General features: G+C 63.3%; 18 protein-coding genes, 2 tRNA genes, 2 rRNA genes and 1 riboswitch (1 of these 23 only partly in view). Of the genes, 12 read left to right on the top strand and 10 right to left on the bottom strand.

Annotated features, from left to right (window positions below; genetic code table 11):
- Positions 1 to 41: 41 nt before the first annotated feature.
- The gene (locus H8A92_RS05165) at positions 42 to 647 is read right to left on the bottom strand and encodes a gamma-glutamylcyclotransferase (protein ID WP_229194768.1); all 606 of its coding nucleotides are present in this window, start codon (positions 645 to 647) and stop codon (positions 42 to 44) included.
- A 165-nt stretch (positions 648 to 812) separates the two neighbouring features.
- On the opposite strand from H8A92_RS05165, the gene H8A92_RS05160 reads away from it, so the two are divergent.
- Positions 813 to 2,000: a DUF2125 domain-containing protein gene (locus tag H8A92_RS05160; RefSeq protein WP_229194767.1), complete on the top strand. Its 1,188-nt coding sequence runs from the start codon at positions 813 to 815 to the stop codon at positions 1,998 to 2,000.
- Positions 2,001 to 2,009: 9 nt separating this feature from the next.
- Here H8A92_RS05160 and H8A92_RS05155 read toward each other — a convergent pair whose 3' ends face one another.
- Positions 2,010 to 2,435, bottom strand: a complete 426-nt coding sequence (locus H8A92_RS05155) for a GFA family protein (RefSeq protein ID WP_229194766.1) — start codon at positions 2,433 to 2,435, stop codon at positions 2,010 to 2,012.
- Positions 2,436 to 2,802: 367 nt separating this feature from the next.
- Here H8A92_RS05155 and H8A92_RS05150 point away from each other — a divergent pair, with 367 nt between their 5' ends.
- Both H8A92_RS05150 and H8A92_RS05145 read left to right on the top strand, forming a co-directional pair.
- Positions 2,803 to 4,377, top strand: a complete 1,575-nt coding sequence (locus H8A92_RS05150; RefSeq protein ID WP_229194765.1) for a hypothetical protein — start codon at positions 2,803 to 2,805, stop codon at positions 4,375 to 4,377.
- A gap of 73 nt (positions 4,378 to 4,450) precedes the next feature.
- A complete protein-coding gene (locus tag H8A92_RS05145) occupies positions 4,451 to 4,927 on the top strand; it encodes a hypothetical protein (RefSeq protein ID WP_229194764.1) in 477 nt (158 codons plus the stop codon).
- 359 nt (positions 4,928 to 5,286) lie between these two features.
- On the opposite strand, the gene H8A92_RS05140 is transcribed toward H8A92_RS05145, so the two are convergent.
- The 3 genes from H8A92_RS05140 to H8A92_RS05130 are packed head-to-tail and all read right to left on the bottom strand — an operon-like array spanning position 5,287 to position 8,208.
- Positions 5,287 to 6,219, bottom strand: coding sequence for a prephenate/arogenate dehydrogenase family protein (locus H8A92_RS05140; protein ID WP_229194763.1), 933 nt, complete (start codon positions 6,217 to 6,219; stop codon positions 5,287 to 5,289).
- 4 nt (positions 6,220 to 6,223) lie between these two features.
- Positions 6,224 to 7,321 (bottom strand): histidinol-phosphate transaminase, encoded by a 1,098-nt coding sequence (gene hisC, locus H8A92_RS05135; RefSeq protein WP_229194762.1) that lies wholly within the window; start codon positions 7,319 to 7,321, stop codon positions 6,224 to 6,226.
- A 23-nt stretch (positions 7,322 to 7,344) separates the two neighbouring features.
- Positions 7,345 to 8,208, bottom strand: coding sequence for a chorismate mutase (locus H8A92_RS05130; protein ID WP_229194761.1), 864 nt, complete (start codon positions 8,206 to 8,208; stop codon positions 7,345 to 7,347).
- Positions 8,209 to 8,394: 186 nt separating this feature from the next.
- A riboswitch (SAM riboswitch) is annotated at positions 8,395 to 8,474 on the top strand.
- Positions 8,475 to 8,559: 85 nt separating this feature from the next.
- Between H8A92_RS05130 and metX the strand changes: the two genes are divergently transcribed.
- Together metX and metW are read left to right on the top strand one after the other, a co-directional pair.
- Entirely contained in the window at positions 8,560 to 9,765 is a 1,206-nt protein-coding gene (metX, locus tag H8A92_RS05125) for a homoserine O-acetyltransferase MetX (RefSeq protein WP_229194760.1), read from the top strand.
- Positions 9,762 to 10,427, top strand: coding sequence for a methionine biosynthesis protein MetW (gene metW, locus H8A92_RS05120; RefSeq protein WP_212016673.1), 666 nt, complete (start codon positions 9,762 to 9,764; stop codon positions 10,425 to 10,427). The genes metX and metW overlap by 4 nt, the downstream gene beginning before the upstream one ends.
- Positions 10,428 to 10,614: 187 nt before the next feature.
- On the opposite strand, the gene H8A92_RS05115 is transcribed toward metW, so the two are convergent.
- A complete protein-coding gene (locus H8A92_RS05115) occupies positions 10,615 to 11,487 on the bottom strand; it encodes an alpha/beta fold hydrolase (protein WP_229194759.1) in 873 nt (290 codons plus the stop codon).
- A 242-nt stretch (positions 11,488 to 11,729) separates the two neighbouring features.
- Here H8A92_RS05115 and H8A92_RS05110 point away from each other — a divergent pair, with 242 nt between their 5' ends.
- Positions 11,730 to 12,395, top strand: a complete 666-nt coding sequence (locus tag H8A92_RS05110) for a TIGR02594 family protein (protein ID WP_229194758.1) — start codon at positions 11,730 to 11,732, stop codon at positions 12,393 to 12,395.
- 41 nt (positions 12,396 to 12,436) lie between these two features.
- Here H8A92_RS05110 and H8A92_RS05105 read toward each other — a convergent pair whose 3' ends face one another.
- Complete coding sequence (locus H8A92_RS05105; RefSeq protein WP_229194757.1) at positions 12,437 to 13,228, bottom strand: MOSC domain-containing protein; 792 nt, start codon at positions 13,226 to 13,228, stop codon at positions 12,437 to 12,439.
- Positions 13,229 to 13,284: 56 nt separating this feature from the next.
- Positions 13,285 to 13,800 carry a GNAT family N-acetyltransferase gene (locus H8A92_RS05100; RefSeq protein ID WP_229194756.1) on the bottom strand — a complete coding sequence of 172 codons (516 nt, stop codon included), beginning with the start codon at positions 13,798 to 13,800 and terminating at the stop codon, positions 13,285 to 13,287.
- A 57-nt stretch (positions 13,801 to 13,857) separates the two neighbouring features.
- On the opposite strand from H8A92_RS05100, the gene H8A92_RS05095 reads away from it, so the two are divergent.
- Entirely contained in the window at positions 13,858 to 14,421 is a 564-nt protein-coding gene (locus tag H8A92_RS05095) for a helix-turn-helix domain-containing protein (RefSeq protein ID WP_229194755.1), read from the top strand.
- 191 nt (positions 14,422 to 14,612) lie between these two features.
- Complete coding sequence (gene clpB / locus H8A92_RS05090; RefSeq protein ID WP_229194754.1) at positions 14,613 to 17,264, top strand: ATP-dependent chaperone ClpB; 2,652 nt, start codon at positions 14,613 to 14,615, stop codon at positions 17,262 to 17,264.
- A gap of 54 nt (positions 17,265 to 17,318) precedes the next feature.
- Here the strand turns inward: clpB and H8A92_RS05085 are convergent, their stop codons facing one another.
- Positions 17,319 to 17,576 carry a hypothetical protein gene (locus tag H8A92_RS05085; protein ID WP_229194753.1) on the bottom strand — a complete coding sequence of 86 codons (258 nt, stop codon included), beginning with the start codon at positions 17,574 to 17,576 and terminating at the stop codon, positions 17,319 to 17,321.
- 93 nt (positions 17,577 to 17,669) lie between these two features.
- Entirely contained in the window at positions 17,670 to 19,742 is a 2,073-nt protein-coding gene (locus H8A92_RS05080) for a M23 family metallopeptidase (protein WP_229194752.1), read from the bottom strand.
- A gap of 1,009 nt (positions 19,743 to 20,751) precedes the next feature.
- Between H8A92_RS05080 and H8A92_RS05075 the strand changes: the two genes are divergently transcribed.
- From H8A92_RS05075 to H8A92_RS05060, 4 genes are all read left to right on the top strand, one after another.
- Positions 20,752 to 22,242: ribosomal RNA gene (locus H8A92_RS05075) — 16S ribosomal RNA — on the top strand.
- 209 nt (positions 22,243 to 22,451) lie between these two features.
- A tRNA-Ile gene (locus tag H8A92_RS05070) sits at positions 22,452 to 22,528 on the top strand.
- Between the two features lie 35 nt (positions 22,529 to 22,563).
- Positions 22,564 to 22,639 (top strand) — tRNA-Ala (locus H8A92_RS05065).
- 431 nt (positions 22,640 to 23,070) lie between these two features.
- Positions 23,071 to 24,226, top strand: a 23S ribosomal RNA gene (locus tag H8A92_RS05060) (it continues 1,690 nt past the right edge of the window).
- The 16S and 23S rRNA genes sit together here with 2 tRNA genes alongside, the layout of an rRNA operon.

Genomic DNA, 24,226 nt, shown 5'->3' with positions numbered 1-24,226 from the left:
CGAACCGGGTTCCTCGGCGCCGGCAATCGGCGCGGCCGGGCTCAGGCCGGATCGATCCCGCCAGCCGCACGCGCATCCCGGTGCAGCGAGCCTGAATCGTGCAGCATCATCGCAAGCTGATGCAGCTGGGTGTCGCGAAAGCCCTGCTTCTCGATCGAGGCAACGGTCGATAGCACATAGTCGCGGTTGTTGCCGGAGCGGCCATGGCCCTGCTGCACCAGGCGCTGCTGCTCCGAGAGTGACAGCCGTCCGGCATATTGCACATGGCCGCGATCGACCACATAGGCCAGCGCAGAGACGCGATCGCGCGCCGCGTTCTCCAGCCACACCGAGCGCATCACCTCGCGATAGACATTGGTGGTCTGCTCGCGCGCCCGCAAATAGGCGATGGTGTCGTGGCGCAGGTGGGCGGCAACGCGGAACGCGATGCCGCGGCAGGCGCCGCCGCGGTCGAGCCCGAGCACCAGGCCCGGCTTCTCCGGCGTGCCGCGGTGGTCGAACGAATAGACGCAGAGCGCGCGATGCTCGCCGATCAACCGTGCCGGCACCTGCTCGAGGTACTCGAAGCCCGGCTTCCACATCAGCGAGCCGTAGCCGAACACCCAGAGGTCGCCGTCGGTCTCGGAATGGGGAGGATTTGCTGACATCGCGCAGATGGGCTAGCAGAACAACGAGTCGAAGCGAAGCAAATTCCGTGATGTTTCCAAGAGTTGCGCAAGACTTGCGCGAGGCTTGCTCTTGGGGGGCTTACGACTTGCCCGACGCTTGCCGCCGCTTAGATTTTGACAAATTCGCGCTCCAAAGGACGCCGCATGTCCGATTTGACCTCCGCCCCCCGCCGCCGCTCGCGCTTCGGCCTCTATGCCGTCCCCGTCGCGGTGCTGATTGCCGCGGTCGCGTGGAGCGGTTTCTGGTTCTTCGCAGCTTCCCAGGTCGGTGTGCAGGCCGATGCCTGGCGTGCCCAGGAGGCGAAGGCCGGCCGGGTCTATGATTGCGGCAACCGTTCGGTGGCAGGTTACCCGTTCCGATTCGAGGTCCGCTGCACGGATCCGAGCGTGATGCTGGTGTCGCAGACAGCCTCGCCGCAGATGGCGTTCGTGGCGCGGCTCGCCGAGATCCTGGTGGTCGCGCAGGTCTATGATCCCAAGCTTGTGATCGCGGAGTTCAAGGGCCCGGCCACGATCGCCGAGCGCAACGCGCAGCCCACGTTGTCCGTGAACTGGAGCCTGGGTCGCAGCAGCGTGGTCGGCCTGCCGGCGGTGCCGCAGCGCGCCTCGCTGGTGTTCGACAATCTCGCGATCGACCGCACCGGCGGTCCCGCGCCGACGCCGCTGATGCGCGTCAATCACATCGAGCTGCATGGAAGGCAGGTCGACGGCTCGGCCCCGGACAGCCCCGCGATCGAGACCGTGCTGCAAATATCAGGTGGCACCTTGCAGGAGGTGCATCCGCTCCTCACCCAGCCGTTCAACGCCGACATCCACGCGCGGCTGAACGGCCTGAAGGATTTCTCGCCGAAGCCGTGGCCGGATCGTTTCCGCGAGATCCAGGCGGCCGGCGGCAGCGTCGAGATCCAGCAGTCGCGGATCGAGCAGGGCGACGTGGTGTCGGTCGCGGCCGGCACGCTGCGCCTCAACGCGCAAGGCCGCATCGACGGCGAGTTGCAGATGACGGTCGCCGGCCTCGAACGCGTCATCCCTGCGCTCGGCATCGACAAGATGCTGGAGGAAGGCGTGCCGCAGTCGACACTCGATCGGGTCGCGCCGGGCGTGAAGAGCCAGGACCTCAGCAATCTCTTCGGCGCGCTGGATCGGGCGATCCCCGGCCTCGGCAAGGTGATCAAGCAGAACGCCAATGCCGGCATTTCCGCCGGCATCAATTCGCTCGGCACCGAGGCCACGCTCGAAGGCAAGAAGGCGCGCAGCTTCCCGCTGCGCTTCGCCGACGGCGCGGTGTTTTTGGGCCCGCTGAAAGTCGCGCAGATTCCGCCGCTGTTCTGAGCTGCGCGCTCAGTCAGCCGGGATGAAGCGGAGCGTGCCGGCGCGGCGCGTCGGCTTGCCGGTATCGTTGGTGTGATTGACGCCGTCCATGACCGGCACCTCGGGGAAGTCGAACGGGCTGACGCCGTCCAGGCAGGCCACGTTGACGGCATAGAGGTTCTGGTCGGACCGCCGTTGATGATGGGTGTAGATGCCGCAGCGGGAGCAGAAGAAGTGCTGCGCTGAACCGGTGTGGAAGCGGTAGCTCGTCAGCACATCCTCGCCCTGCAGGAACTTGATCCCGCCCATTTCCGCCATGACAACGACGGCGCCGCGCATCCGGCAATAGGAGCAGGTGCAGCGGCGGATCGAATTGAAGCCGTCGCTCAGCGTCGCCTCGAAACGCACCGCACCGCAATGGCACTGGCCAGCCCGAACCCTCGCGTCGTCCACCATGTTGCCTGCTCCTGTTCATGGCCTTCGCTGAATACGGACCTATCTCCAAAATCGGGGTCGGACAATCCTGCAAAACTCGCGCATGGCGCGAGAAAAACTCACGCGAAAGGCTCGACGCCAACCTTGTAGGGCGGGTTAGGCGAAGCCGTAACCCGCCGCGCAAGATGGCGGATTACGCTGACGCTAATCCGCCCTACGCACCGCGCGCATGCTCCACTCCCTCGCGCGCGATACTGTGCGTCGTGGCAATCTATTCCCGCGGTCGCGATGAGAAAAACGTGACCGCAATAGTGCGGGTCGCCGCGAATATCATTCCACGAGTACCGCTCTCTCTCGCCTGAGGAACCAACCTCGTGTGGAGGAAGCGATGCGAATTCTCGGGGGAATTCTGCTCGGCAGCATGCTGCTGTCGGCAGGTCCAGTACTGGCGGAGGACGATGCGTCCGAGCTGCGTGCGTTGAAGGAACGTCTCAAGCAGCTGGAACAGAAGATGGAGGTGCAGGCGCGCAAGGAGGAGGCGCTGGCCGCAAAACAGAGCGCAATGCAGCATACGCAGATGGCTGCGAAGGCGCCGGTGCCGTTCGATCCCTGCGCCTCGGGCAAGCTCTGCTACAAGGGCGTCACCTTCACCTTCGGCGGCTGGGTCGACCTCACCGGCATCTATCGCACCCGCAATCTCGCCTCCGACACCGGCTCGGTCTACGCTTTCATTCCGTTCCCGCAGAGCAAGAATTTCAACACCGGCGAGTCGCGCTTCTCGGCGCGGCAGACCCGCTTCTCGGTGCTTGCGGAAGCCGAGGTGTTCGCCAACACTCGTGTCGCCGGCTACGGCGAACTCGACCTCGAAGGCGCGGCGCAGACTGCGAATTCGGTCGCGACCAACTCCTTCAATCCGCGGCTGCGGCAGGCCAGCGTCGAGATCGATCGCACTGATCTCGGTCTGCACGTCCTCGCCGGCCAGAGCTGGTCGTTGAACGCGCCGAGCAAGGCCGGCATCGATCCGCGTGGGGTCGATGCACCCGGCGTGATCGATTTTGAATCGGTGCCCGGCTTCCTCGCGGCGCGGCAGCCCGGCATTCGCGTCTGGCAGGATATCGGGCCCGAGGTCAAGCTCGCGGTCTCGGCGGAAAATCCGCAGACCTCGTTCTTCGGCGGCAACACGCCGCTGGTCGGCACGCCTGCGGTCGGGCCGCAGGGCGTGCTCAATCCGAACGTGCTGGTCAACCTCACCGGTCCTGGCGGCAGCTTCTTCAACAACGCCAACAATGTCAGCCTCAACCACGTGCCTGATTTCACCGTGAAGGGCGCGTGGGATCCGCGGCTCGGGCCCTACAAGGTTCATGTCGAGGGCTGGGCGATGTATCGCGACTTCTACGATCGCTTCAACTTCGCCAACCACGACGTCAACACGGTGAGCTTCGGCGGGCATTTCTCGGCGGAGATCGTGCCGAAGCTGCTGGAGCTGCAGGGCTCCGCGTCCCACGGTGCGCTCGGCCGGTTCACCGCGACGCCGTTCCCGGATGCAACGCTGCGCCAGGACGGCACGATCCAGCCGCTGCCGATCACGGCCTTCCTGCTCGGCACGGTCTGGCACACGACGCCGTCGCTCGACCTCTACGCCTATGCCGGTCTCGAGAAGACCAAGGCGACGTTCTCCAATGTCGGCACGGTGCCGTTCGGCTACGGCAATCCGCTCTACAACAATCTCGGCTGCAACATCGAGAATTCGCCGGCGGCGACCTGTAACGGCAACACCTCGGAGGTCAGGCAGTATACCGCCGGCTTCTACGACACGATCTTCAAGGGCGACTACGGTGCGATCAAGGCCGGCGTCCAGTACTCCTACAACCAGCGCTTCGCTTTCGCCGGTGTCGGCGGCGCGCCGAGGACCGACGACCACATCATCATGTCGCAGATCCGCTACTACCCGTTCTCCCCGTAGAAACGGAGAGAGGGAGCAGAGCCGGTAAAGGAGACCGCAGATGAGGATCGTGAGCAGACCGAAGGGGAGGGCCGTGATCGCTCGCGAACTGATGATGGTCAGCCGCGCCGCGCATGTGCTGCAGCGAACCGGGTTGGCGATGGCCGGTGCCATGGGCGGCACCTTCGTCGCCGCCCAGCTCGCGAAGGGCCACATCGCATTCTTCGGCACACTTGCCTTCATCGCGACGACGATCGTGATCGGTGCCGTCGGCTTCTATCTCGGCATCGATATTCCGAAGCCGACGGTGCGCGTGACGGGACGCATCGACACCGTCGAGCTGCTGAGCGCGGGCGGCATCTTTCTCGCCGCACTCGCCGCGCTGGTGTCGGTCTATGGCATCGTGTTCGACGAGATTCCGCCCCGGGCCTGGGAATTCGTGTTCGGCTCGTGGTGGTTCGGCGGCGATGTCATGCTGGCAATCGCCGGATGGGCCGGCCGTCAGCGGCTGGCGCGGAAGGTCGCAGTGGCGTCGGCGGGGCCGATCCGGGATCAACGGATGAAACGGTGAACGCCGGTACGGGTGCGCGGCCAGCAATCTATGTCGCGAGAACGCGAAGCTGCGTCCTCATCCTCAACTGTCATCGCCCGGCTCGACCGGGCGATCCAGTACGCCGCGGCCTCTCGGCTCAATAACGACTGCCTCTGGAATACTGGATCACCCGCTTTCGCGGGTGATGACACCGCGTTGCGCGGCATCTTGAATCGAGAACCATCAGCATCGTCGTCCCGGCGAAGGCCGGGACCCGTAACCACTGGTGCCGATTGTTATGCATCGCTGGGACGACGAGTCCCGTCAACCACATCGGCTGCGGCGTATGGGTCCCGGCCTGCGCCGGGACGACGAAGAGTATAGCGACCGAGCCCCGCCTACTTCTTCAAATTCGCATGCGGGCGGCCGAAGTCGGGCGCGGCGGAGTCCTGGCCGGTCTCGACGATGCCGCGGCGGATCGCCCGGGTGCGGGTGAAATGGTCGAACAGCGCTTCGCCGTCGCCGCGCCGGATCGCGCGGGTGAGCTTCGACAGATCCTCGGTGAAGGTGCCGAGCATCTCGAGCACGGCGTCCTTGTTGGCGAGGAACACGTCGCGCCACATCGTCGGATCCGACGCTGCGATGCGAGTGAAGTCGCGGAAGCCGCCGGCGGAGAATTTGATGACCTCGGATTCCGTCACCTGCGCCAGTTCGTCGGCGGTGCCGACGATGGTGTAGGCGATCAGATGCGGCAGATGGCTGGTGATCGCGAGCACGAGGTCATGATGGTCCGGCGTCATGATCTCGACCTTGGCGCCGAGCGCGGCCCAGAACGTGCGCAGCCGGTCGGTCGCGGCAGGATCCGTGCCTTCGGGCGGCGTCAGGATGCACCAGCGGTTGATGAAGAGTTCGGCGAAGCCGGAATCGGGACCCGAATGCTCGGTGCCGGCCACCGGATGCGCCGGCACGAAGTGCGCCGTCTTTGGCAGATGTGGCGCCATGTCCTTGACGACGGCGCCCTTCACCGAACCGACGTCGGAGATGATGGCGCCGGGCTTCAGATGCGCGGCGATCTCGGCCGCGACCGGACCGCAGGCGCCGACCGGGATGCAGAGGATGACGAGATCGGCATCCTTCACGGCTTCAATGTTGGTCTCGACGACGCGATCGACGATGCCGAGCTCGGCGACGCGCGCACGGGTCTTCTCCGAGCGCGCGGTGGTCACGATCTCGCCGACCAGGCCTTGCGCGCGCGCGCCGCGCGCGATCGAGCCGCCGATCAGGCCGAACCCGATCAGCGCGATGCGGTTGAAGAGTGGAGCCGTGGTCACGATGTCACTTTCCGGCCAGGAAGTCGCGCAGCCCCTCGACCACGAGGCGGTTGGCTTCCTCGGTGCCAATGGTCATGCGTAGCGCATGCGGCAGCTTGTAATTGTTGAGCGCGCGCAGCACGAGGCCGCGCCGCGTGAGATAGGCGTCGGCTTCCGCCGCGGTCTTGCCCTGGTCGGTCGGGAAGTGGATCAGCACGAAATTGGCGACGCTCGGCGTCACCTTGAGCCCGAGCTTGCCGATCTCCTCGGTCAGCCAGTTGCGCCACTGTTCGGTGTGGGTCCGCGACATCTGCACATGCGCGGTGTCCTCGATCGCCGCCACCGCCGCCAGCATCGCCGGGGTCGTGACGTTGAACGGACCGCGGATCCGGTTGCAGGCGTCGACGATATGCGCCGGGCCGAACATCCAGCCGACCCGCAGCGCGGCAAGGCCGTGGATCTTCGAGAAGGTGTGCGTCACCACCGTGTTGTCTGTCGTCGCGACCAGCTCGATGCCGAGCTCGTAGTCGTTGCGCGAGACATAGTCGGCATAGGCGGCGTCGAGCACCAGCAGCACATGCGAGGGCAGGGTGGCGCGCAGGCGCTTGACCTCGTCGAACGGGATATAGGTGCCGGTCGGATTGTTCGGGTTGGCGAGCCAGACCAGTTTTGTGCGTGGCGTCACCACCTTCAGGATGGCATCGACATCGGCCGTAAAGTTGGTCTCGGCGGCAATCACGTTCTTCGCGCCGTTCGCCATCGTGGCGATCGGGTAGACCAGGAAGCCGTGGGTGGTCGAGATCGCCTCGTCGCCGGGCGCGAGATAGGTGTGCGCCAGCAGATTGAGGATCTCGTCGGAGCCGGCGCCGCAGATGATGCGGTCGGGATCGAGCCCGTAGGCGCGGCCGATCGCCTCGCGCAGCACGCGCGAGGTGCCCTCCGGATAGTCCTCGAGATGGTCAGCCGCCCCCTTGTAGGCCGCGATCGCCTTCGGAGACGGGCCGAACGGCGTCTCGTTGGCGGACAGCTTGAACACCTTGCGGCCCGGTTCCGGCACCGGGCTCTTGCCGGGCGTGTAGGGCGCAATATCGAGGATGCCGGGATTCGGCACGGGGCGGGACATCATCAACTCCGGATTACGGGTGGCTAGCTTCTGGCCGATCCGTTGGTGGGCACCGTATAGCGCGTTGCGTGGCTGCCGACGAGGGCCGAGGAGCGCACCGAGGCGCCGGCCTTGATCAGAGCGAGCTTGATGGCCTCGAAGCCCTTGCTCTCCGGGTCCTGACCGGCGACCGAGACCAGCAGCGCCGCGCCGTCGAAGGCGGTGTCGGGGACCGCGACGATCTCGGCGAGCGGCGCCAGCGCGCGAGCTACATCGGCGTTCCAGCCGGAAACGCGGACGCTCCACATCTGGACCTCGGTCACCATCGCATCGTCAGCGACGCGGGAGACCAGGAACACCGGCAACGCGGCGGGATGGTCGGCGCGTTCGAGAAACGGCAGCCGCGCGATGATCTTCGGCGCGCCATCGGCCTCGAGCGCATTCCACCACGGCGTGCGGCTCGCGATCGCGGAGACCAGTGCGAGGTCGCCCTTCGATTTCGCCACCGCCTCCACCGCGGCCTGCGCGCTGAAATGCGAGACGTAGGGCACCACGAAGCCGAAGTGAAACCGCGCCGAGTCGCGCATCGCCTGCTCGCCGACGGACACATCGGCGTGCACGGCGAACGGCGCCTGCACGTAGGTGAAGGTCGAGATGATGACGCGCCAGATGCCCTCGATGGTGTCGAGCGGCAGGATGCCGCGATGACGCTGCACCAGTTCGCGCATCATGCTGGCCTCGCGTGCCGGGCGGAACGCGGAGCCGACCTCCTGGGTCTTCTTGACCTGGATCAGGCGGTCGATGATGTCGCCGCGCGCCATCAGCAGGTGGTGAACCTGCTCGTCGATCGCGTCGATCTCCTTGCGCAGCTCCTGCAACGAGGGCGGCGACGGGGGTGGCTTGGACATGCTCTAAAACCTTGTCGTCCGGGCGACCCGATGCCGTGCCGGACAGGGTCCCTGATTAGGAAAGACGGGCAGCGAAAGCAAAGAGAAACGTCGCAGCCGTGCCTTGCGCATTCGGTTAACCATCGGCGCCCGGCGGGGGGACGTTCGCCGGCCGCCTTGACGACGGGGGGCGTGAGGACTAGGTTCGCTGCACTCCGTGGTCATTTGAGCCGGCCGGCTTGCAGCCACGTTAAACAACTCGCTAAACAGGCCGGGGACAGATCAGCTCCCGGTCGAACCTATGTTCAGGCCGGGTTTTTTATTGGCCTGATTTCTGTTCGAGCCCTCCCGCGCGGAGGCAGGGTCGCCTAAATGAGCAATGTGCGTCCGATACCGAGCCCGCAAACCCAGAGCGATGATCGCGCCCATGAGGCCGATCATCCGTCGTCATTGGTGGCGAAGTTCGGCATGGATCAGCCGCTGAAGCTCGATTGCGGCGTCGATCTCGCACCGTTCCAGATCGCCTACCAGACTTATGGCGAGCTCAATGCCGACCGCTCCAACGCGATCCTGGTCTGCCACGCGCTGACCGGCGATCAGCACGTCAACAACATCCATCCCGTCACCGGCAAGCCCGGCTGGTGGGAGACCATGGTCGGCGCCGGCCGGCCGATCGATCCCGACAAATACTTCATCATCTGCTCCAACGTGATCGGCGGCTGCATGGGCTCGACGGGCCCTGCGTCGCTGAACCCTGCGACCGGCAAGATGTGGGGGCTGGATTTCCCGATCATCACGATCCCCGACATGGTGCGCGCGCAGGCGATGCTGATCGATCGCCTCGGTATCGCGACGCTGTTCTGCGTGGTCGGCGGCTCGATGGGCGGCATGCAGGTGCTGCAATGGACCGCGGCCTATCCCGAGCGCGTGTTCGCGACGCTCGCGATCGCCTGCTCGACGCGTCACTCGGCGCAGAACATCGCATTCCACGAGCTCGGCCGCCAGGCTGTCATGGCCGATCCGGACTGGCGCGGCGGCCGTTATGTCGACGAGGACACCCATCCGCATCGCGGCTTGGCGGTCGCCCGCATGGCCGCGCACATCACCTATCTCTCGGACGCCGCGCTGCATCGCAAGTTCGGGCGGCGCATGCAGGACCGCGAGTTGCCGACGTTCTCGTTCGATGCGGATTTCCAGGTCGAGAGCTACCTGCGCTATCAAGGCTCGTCCTTTGTCGAGCGCTTCGACGCCAACTCCTATCTCTACCTGACCCGCGCGATGGACTATTTCGACATCGCCGCCGACCACAACGGTGTGCTGGCGAAGGCGTTCACCGGCATCAAGACACGGTTCTGCGTGGTGTCGTTCACCAGCGACTGGCTGTTTCCGACTTCGGAATCGCGCGCGCTGGTGCACGCGCTGAATGCGTCGAGTGCGCGGGTGTCGTTCGCGGAGATCGAGACCGATCGAGGTCACGACGCCTTCCTGCTCGACGTGCCCGAATTCCTCGAAATCTCCCGTGCCTTCCTGCTGGCCGCAGGCAAGGCACGCGGACTGAAGGACGGCGGCCAGTCATGAGCATGCAGCAGACATTGCCCTTGCCGGGCGTCGCGCCGGAGCGGACCGGCGGCTATCGCAGGGATCATCTTCTGGTCGCCGAGATGGTGCGGCCGGGCTCGCGCGTCCTCGACGTCGGCTGCGGCGATGGCGAATTGCTGCAGCTCTTGGAGAGCCGCGGCATCGACGGCCGCGGCATTGAGCTGTCGCGCGAGGGCGTCAACGGCTGCGTCGCCAAGGGGCTCGCGGTGGTGCAGGGCGACGCCGACACCGACCTCGTCAATTATCCCGATGATGCGTTCGACTACGTGATCCTGTCGCAGACCTTGCAGGCGACGCGGCAGCCCAAGGTGGTGCTGGAGAACCTGCTGCGGATCGGCCAGCGCGCCATCGTCTCGTTCCCGAATTTCGGGTTCTGGAAGATGCGGCTGCAGCTCCTGATCGGCGGCCACATGCCGCGGACCGAGAATCTGCCGGCGAGCTGGTACGACACCGCCAACATCCATTTCTGTACCATCAAGGATTTTGTTGAGCTCTGCGAGCAGATCAACGTCAAGATGGAGCGCGCGGTGGCGCTCGATCTCTACGGCCGCCCGGTGCCGCTCAATTTGCCCTGGTGGGTGTGGAACATGTTCGGCGAGCAGGGCGTGTTCCTGCTCAGCCGTGGCGGGCAGGGCAAGTAGGGCTGCGTAACCCAGCCACGGTCGTCATTCCGGGGCTCGCCAACGGGTCCGCGCAAAGCGAGGCCCGATGACAGGCTCCGCGAGAACCCGGAATCCATTGAGCCGCGGGCTCCGTGGATGAATGGAGTCCGGGTTCGATGCTGCGCATCGCCCTCAGGTGCGCAATTGCGCACCGGGGAATGACGGCCTACACCGGCGCCGCCACCATCGACCTCGGATCACGCACCGGCCAGCGGCCGGCCTCGACCAGCGCGATGAAGCGCTCCACCATCTCGTTGAACCGCGCCGGCTCCTCGAGGTTGAGCACGTGGCCCGACTTCGGGAAGAAGGAGAGGCCGGCCGCCGGCAGATGCTGTTTCAGGAACATGCTGGGCGCGATGCAATTGTCGTCCTCGTCGCCGCACAGGATCAGCGCCGGCGTCGCTGCGCGCTTGATGGCGTCGGTCATGGAGTAGATCGATGGCCTGCCGCCCTGGAAGCTGCGCATCGTGTTGGCCGAGCCCCTGGCATCGTGGCGGGCGAGCGCGGCGTAAAAATCGGCGTGGCCGCGTGGGTCCTTCACCAGGAACGGAATCCGGCTCGGCGCCTCGCGCGTCGCCTTGGCGACCTCGACCGAGCCGATGGTCTCGTATTGCTCGGCATTGGCGCGGCACTGCGCGCGGAAGGCATCGAGATTCTCGAGCGAAGAGCCGGAGCCGACGGCGGCGAGCGTCATCGAGAGCGCGCGCTCCGGCGCGTTGAGGGCGACCTGCAATGACGAATAGGAGCCCATCGAGAGGCCGATGAAATGCGCTCTTGCGATGCCGAGGTGGTCGAGCACGGCGAGCGCGTCGGTATAGAAATGCTTGTAGGTGTAGACGTCGGCACTCGCAGGCACGTCCGACGGCGTGTAGCCGCGCGCGGAGTAGGCGATGCAGCGGTGGCCGCGCGAGAAGTAGCGCATCTGCGGTTCCCAGTTAGTGTGATCAGCCGCGAACTCGTGCAGGAAGATGATCGGGGTGCCGCTGCCGGCCTCCTCGAAATGGAGGCGGACATTATCTTTCGTGACGGCGTGGGGCATTGAATTCTCCTCTCGTTGGCCGGCTTCAGATTTGCAATTAATTTCCGCGGCTGCAATGCGGCAGTCCTGACTATTTTCGTCATGGAATTTGCCCGGAATGACCCAGAAATCGTTTCCGCAGCGCCGCATGAAATCTTCCTCGCGCCACATCGTGATTTTCAAAACCACCGCCGCGTTTCCCCGGGGAATGACACGGGAACGCGACGGGGAGTTGGGGGGCGTTACAGAGGATCTCGTGAAGTATGGTTCAGTTGCTTGCGTATCGCCGGTCGCTTCGAGTTTTGGCGCTGGCTCTGTGTTCACTCACTCTCGCCGTCATCTCCGCCGCTCCGGCATCTGCCCGTCCGCACCACTCGCGTCACGCGCATTCGGCTCATGCCGGCCATCACGCGCGCCACTCCGCTCATCGTCACTATCGGCACGTCGCACGACTCTCTCGTGCCGAGCGCCGCGAACAGATGCAGTCGGGTGATTTCAACGAGGCCAATGCGGCCGCGTTGCCGGGCGGCATCGAAACCGTGCCCAACACCGGTGGCGTGAGCGCGGCAGACGGCTTCGGCTCGTCCGGCATCGTCGCCACGGCGCGCCGCTATCTCGGCGGCAACCCGACCGGCCGCTCCAGCCTGTGGTGCGCGCGCTTCATGAACATGGTGCTGCAGCAGACCGGTCATCGCGGCACCGGCTCCGACATGGCGAGCTCGTTCGCGAAATACGGCACGCGCATTTCCGGTCCGCAGGTCGGTGCCATCGCCGTGATGGGCCGCCGCGGCGGCGGCCATGTCGGCATCATCACCGGCGTCGATGCCAAGGGCAATCCGATCATGATCTCGGGTAACAGCAGCCATCGCGTCCGCGAGACGCCAGTCTCGCGCGGCCGCATCTACGCCTATGTGATGCCGACGAACTGATCGGTCGAAACGGTGGGCTCGGCGTGCGCGCCTTGCCCTCTCTACGAAACGACAGGCTGCTCGGCGGCAATCATGTCGCCGACGGCCGCGCCGCCCTCACTGATGATCTCGGCGTAGATGCCGCATTCATTGTTGCCGAAGCGCTGCATCAGCGTGTTCGGGACCGAGAGGTCGCGCGCGCCGGTATCGGGATCGACGTTGACCGCGGCACAGCGGGTGATGCGCTTCACCACCCTGGCGCGCGCGCTGCCGATCGCGATGGTCTGGTCGAGCAGGTCGGCTTCATGCCAGGCCGGCCAGCCCTCGACATAGAGGTTGGCGCGAAAACGCAGCGGATGGACCGGCGCCTGCACCATCTCCTCGATCGCCCGCAGGCTCGCCAGGTTGATGATCGAGACCACCTTGCGCGGCACGTCGGAGAAACTGTGGCCGGGGCTCACCAGCACCTTGGGCGGTCCCTTGATCTGGCCGGCGTGGTGATCGGCTAAGTAGCGCTCGATCGCCGCGCGCCCCTCCGCCGTTTCGAGATCGCCCTGGGCCACCATTGCGCCGTCCCGGCGCAGCGTCAGCACATGGCTGTCGTCGTCGTAGTGGGCGCGCAGCGGCGCCAACCACTCGTCCCGCTGCAGCATCAGGAAATGCGGCTTCGCCAGCCATGTCGGAGCTGATGCATCGAAGCCGCTCGGGCCGTTCTCGATCGCGTAGCGGCGATCCGAGCGGAGCGTCTCGCCGACCTTGAGCTCTGCGCGGGGCAGGGGCTCGGGCGTCAGACCCTTGACGGGGTAGCGGTAGATGCCGGTGATCCGGGCGGAGGAAGCGTGCGTGATGTCCATCCGGCCGCTCTAGCCTGTTTGACGGGCGAGGAGAACCGCCGCCAGCGGTGAGGCTGCTAGTCGGGCCGCGCCGCACCTTCGGTGTCGAGGACACGCTGCATGAACACGAGTTCGAGCCAGCGGCCGAACTTGCGTCCGACCTCCGGCATCCGGGCGACCTCGACAAAGCCGGCCTGCGCGTGCAGCCGGAGCGAGGCGGGATTGCCGCCGTCGATACCGGCGATCATGACGTGCTTACCCAACGCCCGCGCAGCCGCCACGAGTTCGTCGACAATGACGCGGCCGAGCCCTCGGCCGCGATGATCGACATGGATATACACGCTGTGCTCGACACTGTAGCGATAGCCCGGAAAGGCCCGGAAGTCGCCGAACGTGCCGTACCCAAGCACCACAGATCCTTCGACCGCGACCAGCACCGGGTAACCCAGCGCCAGCCGGGCCTTCATCCAGGCCAGCCGCTCGGCCTCGGAATCCTGCTTCTCCGTCCAGATCGCGTTCGAGTTGACGACCGCCTCATTGAAGATCGCGGTGATCGCAGGAATGTCCTGCTCGGTGGCGGGACGGATAATCATCGTGGTTCCCCTAGCGAGCCTCTTGAACGGACGCCATCGTCTATTATATAAGACGATATGTCAATTATAGAAGACAAGGCCGATGAGGCTCTCGGGCGGCGGGTTCGCGCCGAACGGGAGGGGCGCGGCTGGTCGCTGGCGGAACTCGCCGGGCGGGCAGGCGTGTCCAAGGCCATGCTGAGCAAAATCGAACGGGCGGAGGCGAGCCCGACGGCGGCCACGCTGTCGCGGATCGCCACCGCCTATGGCCTGACCATGGCCGCGCTGTTCGAGGTTGCCTCGGCCACTTCCCGCCTGCAGCGGGCCCAGGATCAGCCTGTATGGCGAGATCCGAAGGCGGCCTATCTGCGACGGCAGGTGTTTCTGCACCCGGCCAATCCGCTGGAACTGGTCGAGGTCGAACTGCCTGCCAGGCAGGAAGCCGGCTTCCCCGCCAGTGCCTATCATCTGGTCCGTCAGGTGGTCTGGGTGATCAGCGGCCGCCTCACCTTGATGGAAGGGACGGAGCGTCATGAGCTCGCTGCGGGTGACCGCGTCGAGCTTGGTCCCCCATCGGACATCGTCTTCCGTAACGAAACTGCTCAGCCCTGCCGCTACCTTGTCGCCATCGTGCGGCGCTGAGCTCGATCGGGCAAAATCGCGGACTGTGGCTCTTCCGTTTCGGAACCAAGTGCCCACATCTGCGGCAAGCCTGAAAAATGATGGCGACGACCAGAGGCTGGTTGAGGAACGTCAACGCGGCCTGCGGAAACCCAATGAAGATGCCGTTGTCATGCCTGAATGGGTGACGATGGCAGGCCGAGGGAAAACGAATGAATATCGAGAAGTACACTGAGCGCGCGCGCGGATTCATCCAGTCTGCCCAATCGCTCGCAATGCGTGACGGTCACCAGCAGTTCTCACCGCTGCATCTGTTGAAGGTGCTGCTGGACGACAATGAGGGGCTCGCCGGCGGTCTGATCGACCGTGCCGGTGGCAATTCCAGAGCGATCCTGAAATCGACCGAAGAGGCGCTGAACAAGCTGCCGAAGGTCTCGGGCAATGGTGCCGGCCAGGTCTACCTGTCGCCGGAACTGGCGCGCGCCTTCGACGCGGCGGAGAAAGCCGCCGACAAGGCGGGCGACAGCTTCGTCACCGTGGAGCGGCTGCTGCTCGGGCTCACGCTCGAGAAGGGCAGCGAGGCAGCCTCCATCCTGAGCAAGGGCGGCGTCACGGCGCAGAACCTGAACGCGGCAATCGAAGCGCTGCGCAAGGGCCGCACCGCCGATAGCGCGACTGCGGAGAACGCCTATGACGCGCTGAAGAAATATGCCCGCGATCTGACCCAGGCTGCGCGCGACGGCAAGCTCGACCCGGTGATCGGCCGCGACGAGGAGATCCGTCGTACCATCCAGGTGCTGTCGCGGCGAACCAAGAACAATCCCGTCCTGATCGGTGAACCCGGCGTCGGCAAGACCGCGATCGTCGAGGGCTTGGCGCTGCGCATCCTCAACGGCGACGTGCCGGAGAGCCTGAAGGACAAGAAGCTGCTGTCGCTCGACATGGGCGCCTTGATCGCCGGCGCTAAATATCGAGGCGAGTTCGAGGAGCGGCTGAAATCCGTCCTGCAGGAGGTCTCGACAGCCGAGGGCGGCATCATCCTGTTCATCGACGAGATGCACACGCTGATCGGCGCCGGCAAGACCGACGGCGCGATGGACGCGTCCAACCTGCTGAAGCCCGCACTCGCCCGCGGTGAGCTGCACTGTATCGGTGCGACCACGCTCGACGAGTACCGCAAGCATGTCGAGAAGGATGCGGCGCTGGCCCGCCGGTTCCAGCCGATCTATGTCAGCGAGCCGACGGTCGAGGACACCATCTCGATCCTGCGCGGCCTGAAGGACAAATACGAGCAGCACCACGGCGTGCGCATCACCGACTCCGCGTTGGTGGCCGCGACCACGCTGTCGAACCGCTACATCACCGACCGCTTCCTGCCGGACAAGGCCATCGACCTGATGGACGAGGCGGCGGCGCGGCTGAAGATGCAGGTCGATTCAAAGCCGGAGGAGCTCGATTCGCTGGATCGCGACATTATCCGGCTCAAGATCGAGCAGGAGGCGCTGAAGAAGGAAAGCGACGCCGGCTCGAAGAGCAGGCTCCAGACCCTGGAGAAGGAGCTCGCCGGGCTCGAGGAGCGGTCGACGGCCCTGACGGCGCGCTGGAGTGCGGAGAAGAACAAGCTCTCCAATGCCCAGAAGCTGAAGAGCGAACTCGATGCGTTGCGCGTCGAGCTGGCCAATGCGCAGCGTCGCGGCGAATTCCAGAAGGCGGGCGAGCTGGCCTATGGCCGGATCCCCGACCTGGAGAAGAAGCTCGCCGACATCGAGGCTGCCGAAAGCAGCAGCCCGAACGGCGGCGAGATGATGGAGGAGGCGGTCACCGCCAACCACATCGCGCAGGTCGTCTCGCGCTGGACCGGCGTGCCGGTCGACAAGATGCTCGAGGGCGAAAAGGACAAGCTCCTGAAAATGGAGGATGCGCTCGCCAAGCGCGTCGTCGGCCAGGCCGAAGCCGTGCGTGCGGTGGCAACCGCCGTGCGCCGTGCCCGGGCCGGCCTGCAGGATCCGAACCGGCCGACCGGCTCGTTCATGTTCTTGGGCCCCACCGGCGTCGGCAAGACCGAGCTGACCAAGGCGCTCGCCGCTGATTTGTTCAACGACGAGACCGCGATGGTCCGCCTCGACATGTCCGAGTTCATGGAGAAGCACTCGGTCTCGCGGCTGATCGGCGCGCCTCCCGGCTATGTCGGCTATGACGAGGGTGGTGCACTGACCGAAGCCGTTCGGCGCCGGCCCTACCAGGTCGTGCTGTTCGACGAGATCGAGAAGGCGCATCCCGACGTCTTCAACGTGCTGTTGCAGGTGCTCGATGACGGCCGCCTGACCGATGGTCAGGGCCGCACCGTCGATTTCCGCAACACGTTGATCATCATGACCTCGAACCTCGGTTCGGAATTCCTGGTGAATCAACCGGAAGGCGAGGACACCGCTGATGTCCGCGATCAGGTGATGGGTGTGGTGCGGGCGCATTTCAGGCCGGAATTCCTGAACCGCATCGATGAGATCATCCTGTTCCACCGGCTGCAGCGGAACGAGATGGGCCGTATCGTCGAGATCCAGTTCGCGCGGCTGACCAAGTTGCTCGAGGATCGCAAGATCGAGCTCACGCTCGATGCGAAAGCGCGGGATTGGCTCGCCGAGAAGGGATGGGATCCGGCTTACGGCGCCCGTCCGCTGAAGCGGGTGATCCAGCGCAGCGTGCAGGATCCGCTGGCCGAGATGATCCTCGCCGGCGAGGTCAAGGACGGCGATCGCGTGGTGATTTCGGTGAAGGGCAACGTGCTGACCTTCAACGGTCAGGTGTCCAAGACCGCCGAGATCGTGCAGTTCGACGCCCCGGTCTCGAAGCGCAAGCTGAACTGATCGCAACAACAGAAAACCCTTCCCGCGCGCCGCGGGGAGGGTTTGTTGCGCGAATCATCCCTGCGGGGCGATCGGCGGCGAGGGCTCGTCGTCCTCGACGGGCTCGAGCTCGGAGAGGATGTCGACCAGCTCGCGGGCGCGGCCGGTGGCCAGCGGCCTGCCCTCATTGATCAGCGGCTCGTCATTGGCGAGCCAGGCCTGTGCTTCGGCAAGCTCGGTGATCGTTGCGCCTGACGCGATGATCCTGGCGATTGTGACGTCGTCGGCGTTGCCGACGGCTTTCAACACGTCATCACGGGTGAGGCTGGCCATGCGTGCCTCCTCTGCATGGGGTTGCTTAGCCAGGGACAAGCCGAATCGAGGGCGGATCGTTCCGTGCGGAACTGCCCGAGGGCGGTTCCGCCGTCAGCGATTGGTGGTGATAGAGCGCGTCTGCGACGTCGAGCTCGTGGCGTCCGAGACGATGCGCGAGCTGCCGCGGCTCGACATCTGGGCTTCGATCTTGTCGCGTGCCTGTTCGAAGCTCGCCAGCATCGGGCCTTCGAGCGAGCGGCCGCGCGGCAGTTTCACGCGCATCGGATCGACGAATCGGCCGTTGACCAGGATTTCGTAGTGGACGTGCGGGCCGGTCGACTGGCCGGTCGAGCCGACGAAGCCGATCACCTGGCCCTGCCGCACCTTCTTGCCGATCTCCATGCCCTTGGCGAAGGCCGACATGTGGCCGTAGGCCGTCTCATAGCCATTGGCATGCTTCATGCGGATGTATTTGCCGTAACCGCCTTCGTATCCGACCTTCTCGAGCACGCCGTTGCCGGAAGCGAAGATCGGCGTGCCGTAGGCGGTGGCCCAATCGACGCCGGTGTGCATCTTCACATAGCCGAGGATCGGGTGGCGGCGGCCGCCGAAGCCCGAACGCATGATCGCGTTGTTGACCGGCTTGCGCACCAGGAACTTCTTCGCGCTCTTGCCGGTCTCGTCATAGTAGTCGACGAGGCCGTCATCGGAGCTCTGGAAGCGGTAGTATTTCTTGGTTTCGCCGCCCACGGTCAGCGCGGCGTAGAGCACTTCGGTTTTTTCGGTGCTGGTAACGCCCTCGTCCTCGCCGGCATAGAACACGTCGAACGAGTCGCCCGGCTGCACCTTGCGCTGGAAATCGACGTCGTAGGAGTAGATCTTGACCATGTCGTCGATCACGGTCGGCGGCACCTTGTTGCGCAGCGCGGTCTCGTAAATGCTCTGATAGAGCCGCACGCCGCTGCCATCATCCTCGTCATCGTCGCTGGAATTATCCGCGGTTTCGTTGACGGTGTTCATGCTCTGCACGTCGACGGCGACGTATTTGCCGAGATCGGACAGGGCGGCGACGGCTTCGACGGCGGAATCATTGGCGACGACGACGCGATAGGGCTGCAGCCTGACATTTGGTCCAGGAGCTGCCGGCGCCATCAGGATTCGCACCTTCTGGCCTTCCTTCAGGCCGCCGTCGCGGCCGCGCGGGCCGAGCATTGCGGCAATCGCCTTCGCCTCGTCCGATGTCGCGCCCTGATCGCGCAGGATCGAGGTGATGGTGTCGCCTTTCTTGACGAGGTGAACCCGCTCACCGACCGGATTGCCGCCGGTGACCTGCTCCTTGGTCTTCGGCAGCAGCGTGACGTTCTCCGGCACCACGCGGGTCTCGAAGCCCGCATAGGGATCGGAGGTGTTGCCCTCGGTGGCGTAGGCCATCCTCATGTCGGGGGCGGCGCCGCTTGCGTCGGCCGTGGCATTGGCCAGTGAAGCGTAGCGCACTGAATTGCCGGAGCCGCGCCAGTTGGCGGCGTCACGAACCCGCATCAGCACGTCGTCGAGCGCGACGACGGCGGCGAGCTTGGCTTTCGGCAGCACGGAGCCGAGATCCTTGGTGACGAACGAGACCTCGGCGTCGGGCTCGGCGGCATCCGCCGCATTCGGATCCTCGGTCGCCGCCGGCGTGTCGGAGCCGACATCGGTCAATAGACGCTGTGCGTTGAATGCCGGTATTTTGGACGACAGATCGCTCGTGGTCATCGAGAGATTGCCGGAAATCCGGATGAAGGGCCGTACCCGCATCACGTCGCGATTGCCGACGCGGGTCACGGTCGACACGCGGACCAGGCTGCGAGAGGCGGAAGATTCGCTCGGCGGCGGCAGGCGGTCACCCTTGTGCAGGCTGACGACGCGATCATTGCCGGTAAAGGCGCCGCGCAGCGCGCCTTCGACGCGCTCCGGCACCTTGGCGAAGGTCATCTCGCCGTCGAGCGACGCAAAAACGGCGCCGCCGATCAGGGCCGCGCCACATAAGCCAGTCAGGATGGTGCCGCTGAACCATTGAACGGAGACACGGCGGCGATCGATCACCGCAGCCTCGGTGCCGTCGACTGAAAGCGGCGGTTCGTGACCGAGATCGATCATCCCGGTCTCGCGCCCAATGCCGCTTCCGCGTGACGCCCGTTGGCTCAACCCTGTATCCCCCCAAATTCCAGCAACTGCGATCGTCCTCTGCTCGTCCTCATCTCCACCTCGCTCCCTCCGAGAGGGAATTCGGCAGCGTGGCGAGCCACACGCATCGAGGTCGAAGAGACGAGGGCCATTCGCTGGCCGCGATCCCGAACGTCAATGGTGTGCAGATCTCTCGATATTGCTCGGCCGTGCAGGGACGAGGCGACGGGTTCTTGGAGAAAATCGCCTGGTCCCTCAGAAAAACCACCCGTGCCCCCACAGGTTACGAGCGGTTCAGTGCATGTCTTATAGCCAGAACGTCGCAGGATTGTGGCTCAAGTGCGGCATTTAGGGTGGAAAAGTTTCCTGAAGCAGGTCCATGCCGCCGCCCCGCCTGGAGCGGCGTGGAACCCGTTCGGAAGGGGCTGGCGAGCCCTCCGGCGACAAACTTTTTTTCAAGTTTTTTACCACGCGCGCCGGGTGGCGAATTTTTACCTCCGACCTAAGCCACGGAAAAAACGGGAATTTCTTCGCACTGCACAAGCGATTTCGGCGTGCGACGATTTGTTGACAATGGCCGTTGACAATCCCGAGGGGTGGGGACTATAAACCAACCACTGAGCGCGGCGCCGCCGGGTCACTGACCAAGGCGAGCGAACGCGCCACTGATGCTCCTCACCTCGTTGATGAGTGACACAACAGCCGACATAAATCGGTTGAGGTTCACTGTCGGTCGGTGAAGGGTAGAACCACCCTCCAAGGGTGTGGGGTCATCGGATCCCGGGCTGTTTGACAAGTGAAGATGAAGAAAGAGAAACGTGGACGGCGGAGTCCTTGCGTCTCTCGGAAAACTTGAAAGCTTCGGCTTTTGACTTCTGAGAGTGGACGAAAGACTTCGGCGGTACACGTTTTAAAGGTTACACCATCGTTGCCAGCGATGTGAATCGTCGGCAGCTCATCGGCTTCGGTCGGTGAAGAATGGTGGGACCTCGTCAAACGTTGTGATCAGCCGGTTCAAAGGTTTCAAGTCCAACTTGAGAGTTTGATCCTGGCTCAGAGCGAACGCTGGCGGCAGGCTTAACACATGCAAGTCGAGCGGGCATAGCAATATGTCAGCGGCAGACGGGTGAGTAACGCGTGGGAACGTACCTTTTGGTTCGGAACAACACAGGGAAACTTGTGCTAATACCGGATAAGCCCTTACGGGGAAAGATTTATCGCCGAAAGATCGGCCCGCGTCTGATTAGCTAGTTGGTGAGGTAACGGCTCACCAAGGCGACGATCAGTAGCTGGTCTGAGAGGATGATCAGCCACATTGGGACTGAGACACGGCCCAAACTCCTACGGGAGGCAGCAGTGGGGAATATTGGACAATGGGCGCAAGCCTGATCCAGCCATGCCGCGTGAGTGATGAAGGCCCTAGGGTTGTAAAGCTCTTTTGTGCGGGAAGATAATGACGGTACCGCAAGAATAAGCCCCGGCTAACTTCGTGCCAGCAGCCGCGGTAATACGAAGGGGGCTAGCGTTGCTCGGAATCACTGGGCGTAAAGGGTGCGTAGGCGGGTCTTTAAGTCAGGGGTGAAATCCTGGAGCTCAACTCCAGAACTGCCTTTGATACTGAAGATCTTGAGTTCGGGAGAGGTGAGTGGAACTGCGAGTGTAGAGGTGAAATTCGTAGATATTCGCAAGAACACCAGTGGCGAAGGCGGCTCACTGGCCCGATACTGACGCTGAGGCACGAAAGCGTGGGGAGCAAACAGGATTAGATACCCTGGTAGTCCACGCCGTAAACGATGAATGCCAGCCGTTAGTGGGTTTACTCACTAGTGGCGCAGCTAACGCTTTAAGCATTCCGCCTGGGGAGTACGGTCGCAAGATTAAAACTCAAAGGAATTGACGGGGGCCCGCACAAGCGGTGGAGCATGTGGTTTAATTCGACGCAACGCGCAGAACCTTACCAGCCCTTGACATCCCGGTCGCGGACTCCAGAGACGGAGTTCTTCAGTTCGGCTGGACCGGAGACAGGTGCTGCATGGCTGTCGTCAGCTCGTGTCGTGAGATGTTGGGTTAAGTCCCGCAACGAGCGCAACCCCCGTCCTTAGTTGCTACCATTTAGTTGAGCACTCTAAGGAGACTGCCGGTGATAAGCCGCGAGGAAGGTGGGGATGACGTCAAGTCCTCATGGCCCTTACGGGCTGGGCTACACACGTGCTACAATGGCGGTGACAATGGGATGCTAAGGGGCGACCCTTCGCAAATCTCAAAAAGCCGTCTCAGTTCGGATTGGGCTCTGCAACTCGAGCCCATGAAGTTGGAATCGCTAGTAATCGTGGATCAGCACGCCACGGTGAATACGTTCCCGGGCCTTGTACACACCGCCCGTCACACCATGGGAGTTGGTTTTACCTGAAGACGGTGCGCTAACCCGCAAGGGAGGCAGCCGGCCACGGTAGGGTCAGCGACTGGGGTGAAGTCGTAACAAGGTAGCCGTAGGGGAACCTGCGGCTGGATCACCTCCTTTCTAAGGATGATCCTTCAGCGAGCTCACGCTCACTATCGGATCGTTTTAGAAACATTCAGGGGCCAGCAATTTCAGGATTGTTGAGCTCCATTGGCGGGATTTCGCCGTCTTCGTTTCTCTTTCTTCGCGGACGAACACGCGCCAGGGGCTGAGCGCTGTGCGTCGCACCGATGCAAGTCGGGTGCGCGCCGGCATGTCTCTCGTGTTAGGGGCTTGTAGCTCAGTTGGTTAGAGCGCGCGCTTGATAAGCGTGAGGTCGGAAGTTCAAGTCTTCCCAGGCCCACCATTTTGATCGAGTGCGGAGCATTCGTCTTCTGGTACGGGGCCATAGCTCAGCTGGGAGAGCGCGTGCTTTGCAAGCATGAGGTCGTCGGTTCGATCCCGTCTGGCTCCACCAGATGGAATTGAAGCTCGACAATGCACCTTGTGCAGGAAGCTCTGTTCAAATCGTCCGCGAAACATCACTTCGCACTCATTGGTCCGGATGGACGGTGACGTGCGTGTTTTCTGACATCGTAAAGAGGAGATCGATCCGAGTTTGGATCTGCGAAGCAATTCGCGGGTACCATTCCTAATCTCCAGATCGTTTTCGGCGCTCGCGCATCGAAATTCATCGCAAGATGAGTGAGATGAGCGAGTTGTAAAACGATCTTTGTAGCGAAGCTTGACCGCCTCGCTATCGGGCCGATCTTACGAAGCAAGCTGGTCTTTCTAGTCAATGTCCGGCTGCGCAATCGCATTCATCGAGGATGCGCGCCCAAGACTTCGGTCTTCGGGCAGTTGTGCAGACAACATTCTGCCGAGTGTGTGGACATTGATAATGAGAGCAATCAAGTGCCTTAAGGGTGTTCGGTGGATGCCTTGGCGCTGAGAGGCGATGAAGGACGTGCTACGCTGCGATAAGCCGTGGGGAGCTGCGAAGAAGCTTTGATCCACGGATTTCCGAATGGGGAAACCCACCTTCGATAGCTGGAACTCCAAGATCTCCGATCTTGGGGTTTGAACAGAGATGTTTGAGACCAAGCCGTGAGGTTTTGGATTTCCAGTTATCAAGTGAAGGTATGAGACTTCCGAATAAAATAGGAGGTTTTAAGCAAACCCAGGGAACTGAAACATCTAAGTACCTGGAGGAAAGGACATCAATCGAGACTCCGTTAGTAGTGGCGAGCGAACGCGGACCAGGCCAGTGATACATCAAAGACAATCGGAACCAGTCAGGAAAGCTGGGCCTCAGAGGGTGATAGCCCCGTACGAGTAATGCGATGATGTATCCACGAGTAAGGCGGGACACGTGAAATCCTGTCTGAACACGGGGGGACCACCCTCCAAGCCTAAGTACTCCTCAGCGACCGATAGTGAACCAGTACCGTGAGGGAAAGGTGAAAAGCACCCCGACGAGGGGAGTGAAATAGACCTGAAACCGGACACCTACAAACAGATGGAGCCCAAGATACGTTCTGGGTGACATCGTACCTTTTGTATTATGGGCCAGCGACTTAATTTAACGAGCAAGCTTAAGCCGATAGGCGAAGGCGCAGCGAAAGCGAGTCTGAATAGGGCGTCAAGTTCGTTGTATTAGACCCGAAACCTAGTGATCTAGCCATGAGCAGGTTGAAGGTGAGGTAACACTCACTGGAGGACCGAACGGGTGCCTGTTGAAAAAGGCTCCGATGACTTGTGGTTAGGGGTGAAAGGCCAATCAAACTGGGAAATAGCTGGTTCTCCGCGAAAGATATTTAGGTATCGCCTCGGATGAATACCTCAGGGGGTAGAGCACTGGATGGGCTAGGGGGACTTACCGTCTTACCAAACCCAACCAAACTCCGAATACCTGAGAGTACTATCCGGGAGTCACACGGCGGGTGCTAACGTCCGTCGTGGAGAGGGAAACAACCCGGACCTACAGCTAAGGCCCCTAATTCGTGGCTAAGTGGGAAAGGATGTGGAAATCCCAAAACAACCAGGAGGTTGGCTTAGAAGCAGC

This window comes from Bradyrhizobium acaciae (assembly GCF_020889785.1).
Taxonomy (GTDB): domain Bacteria; phylum Pseudomonadota; class Alphaproteobacteria; order Rhizobiales; family Xanthobacteraceae; genus Bradyrhizobium; species Bradyrhizobium acaciae.
Note: the sequence above shows the minus strand (reverse complement) of the source record. Positions and strands in the feature narration are given on the sequence as shown.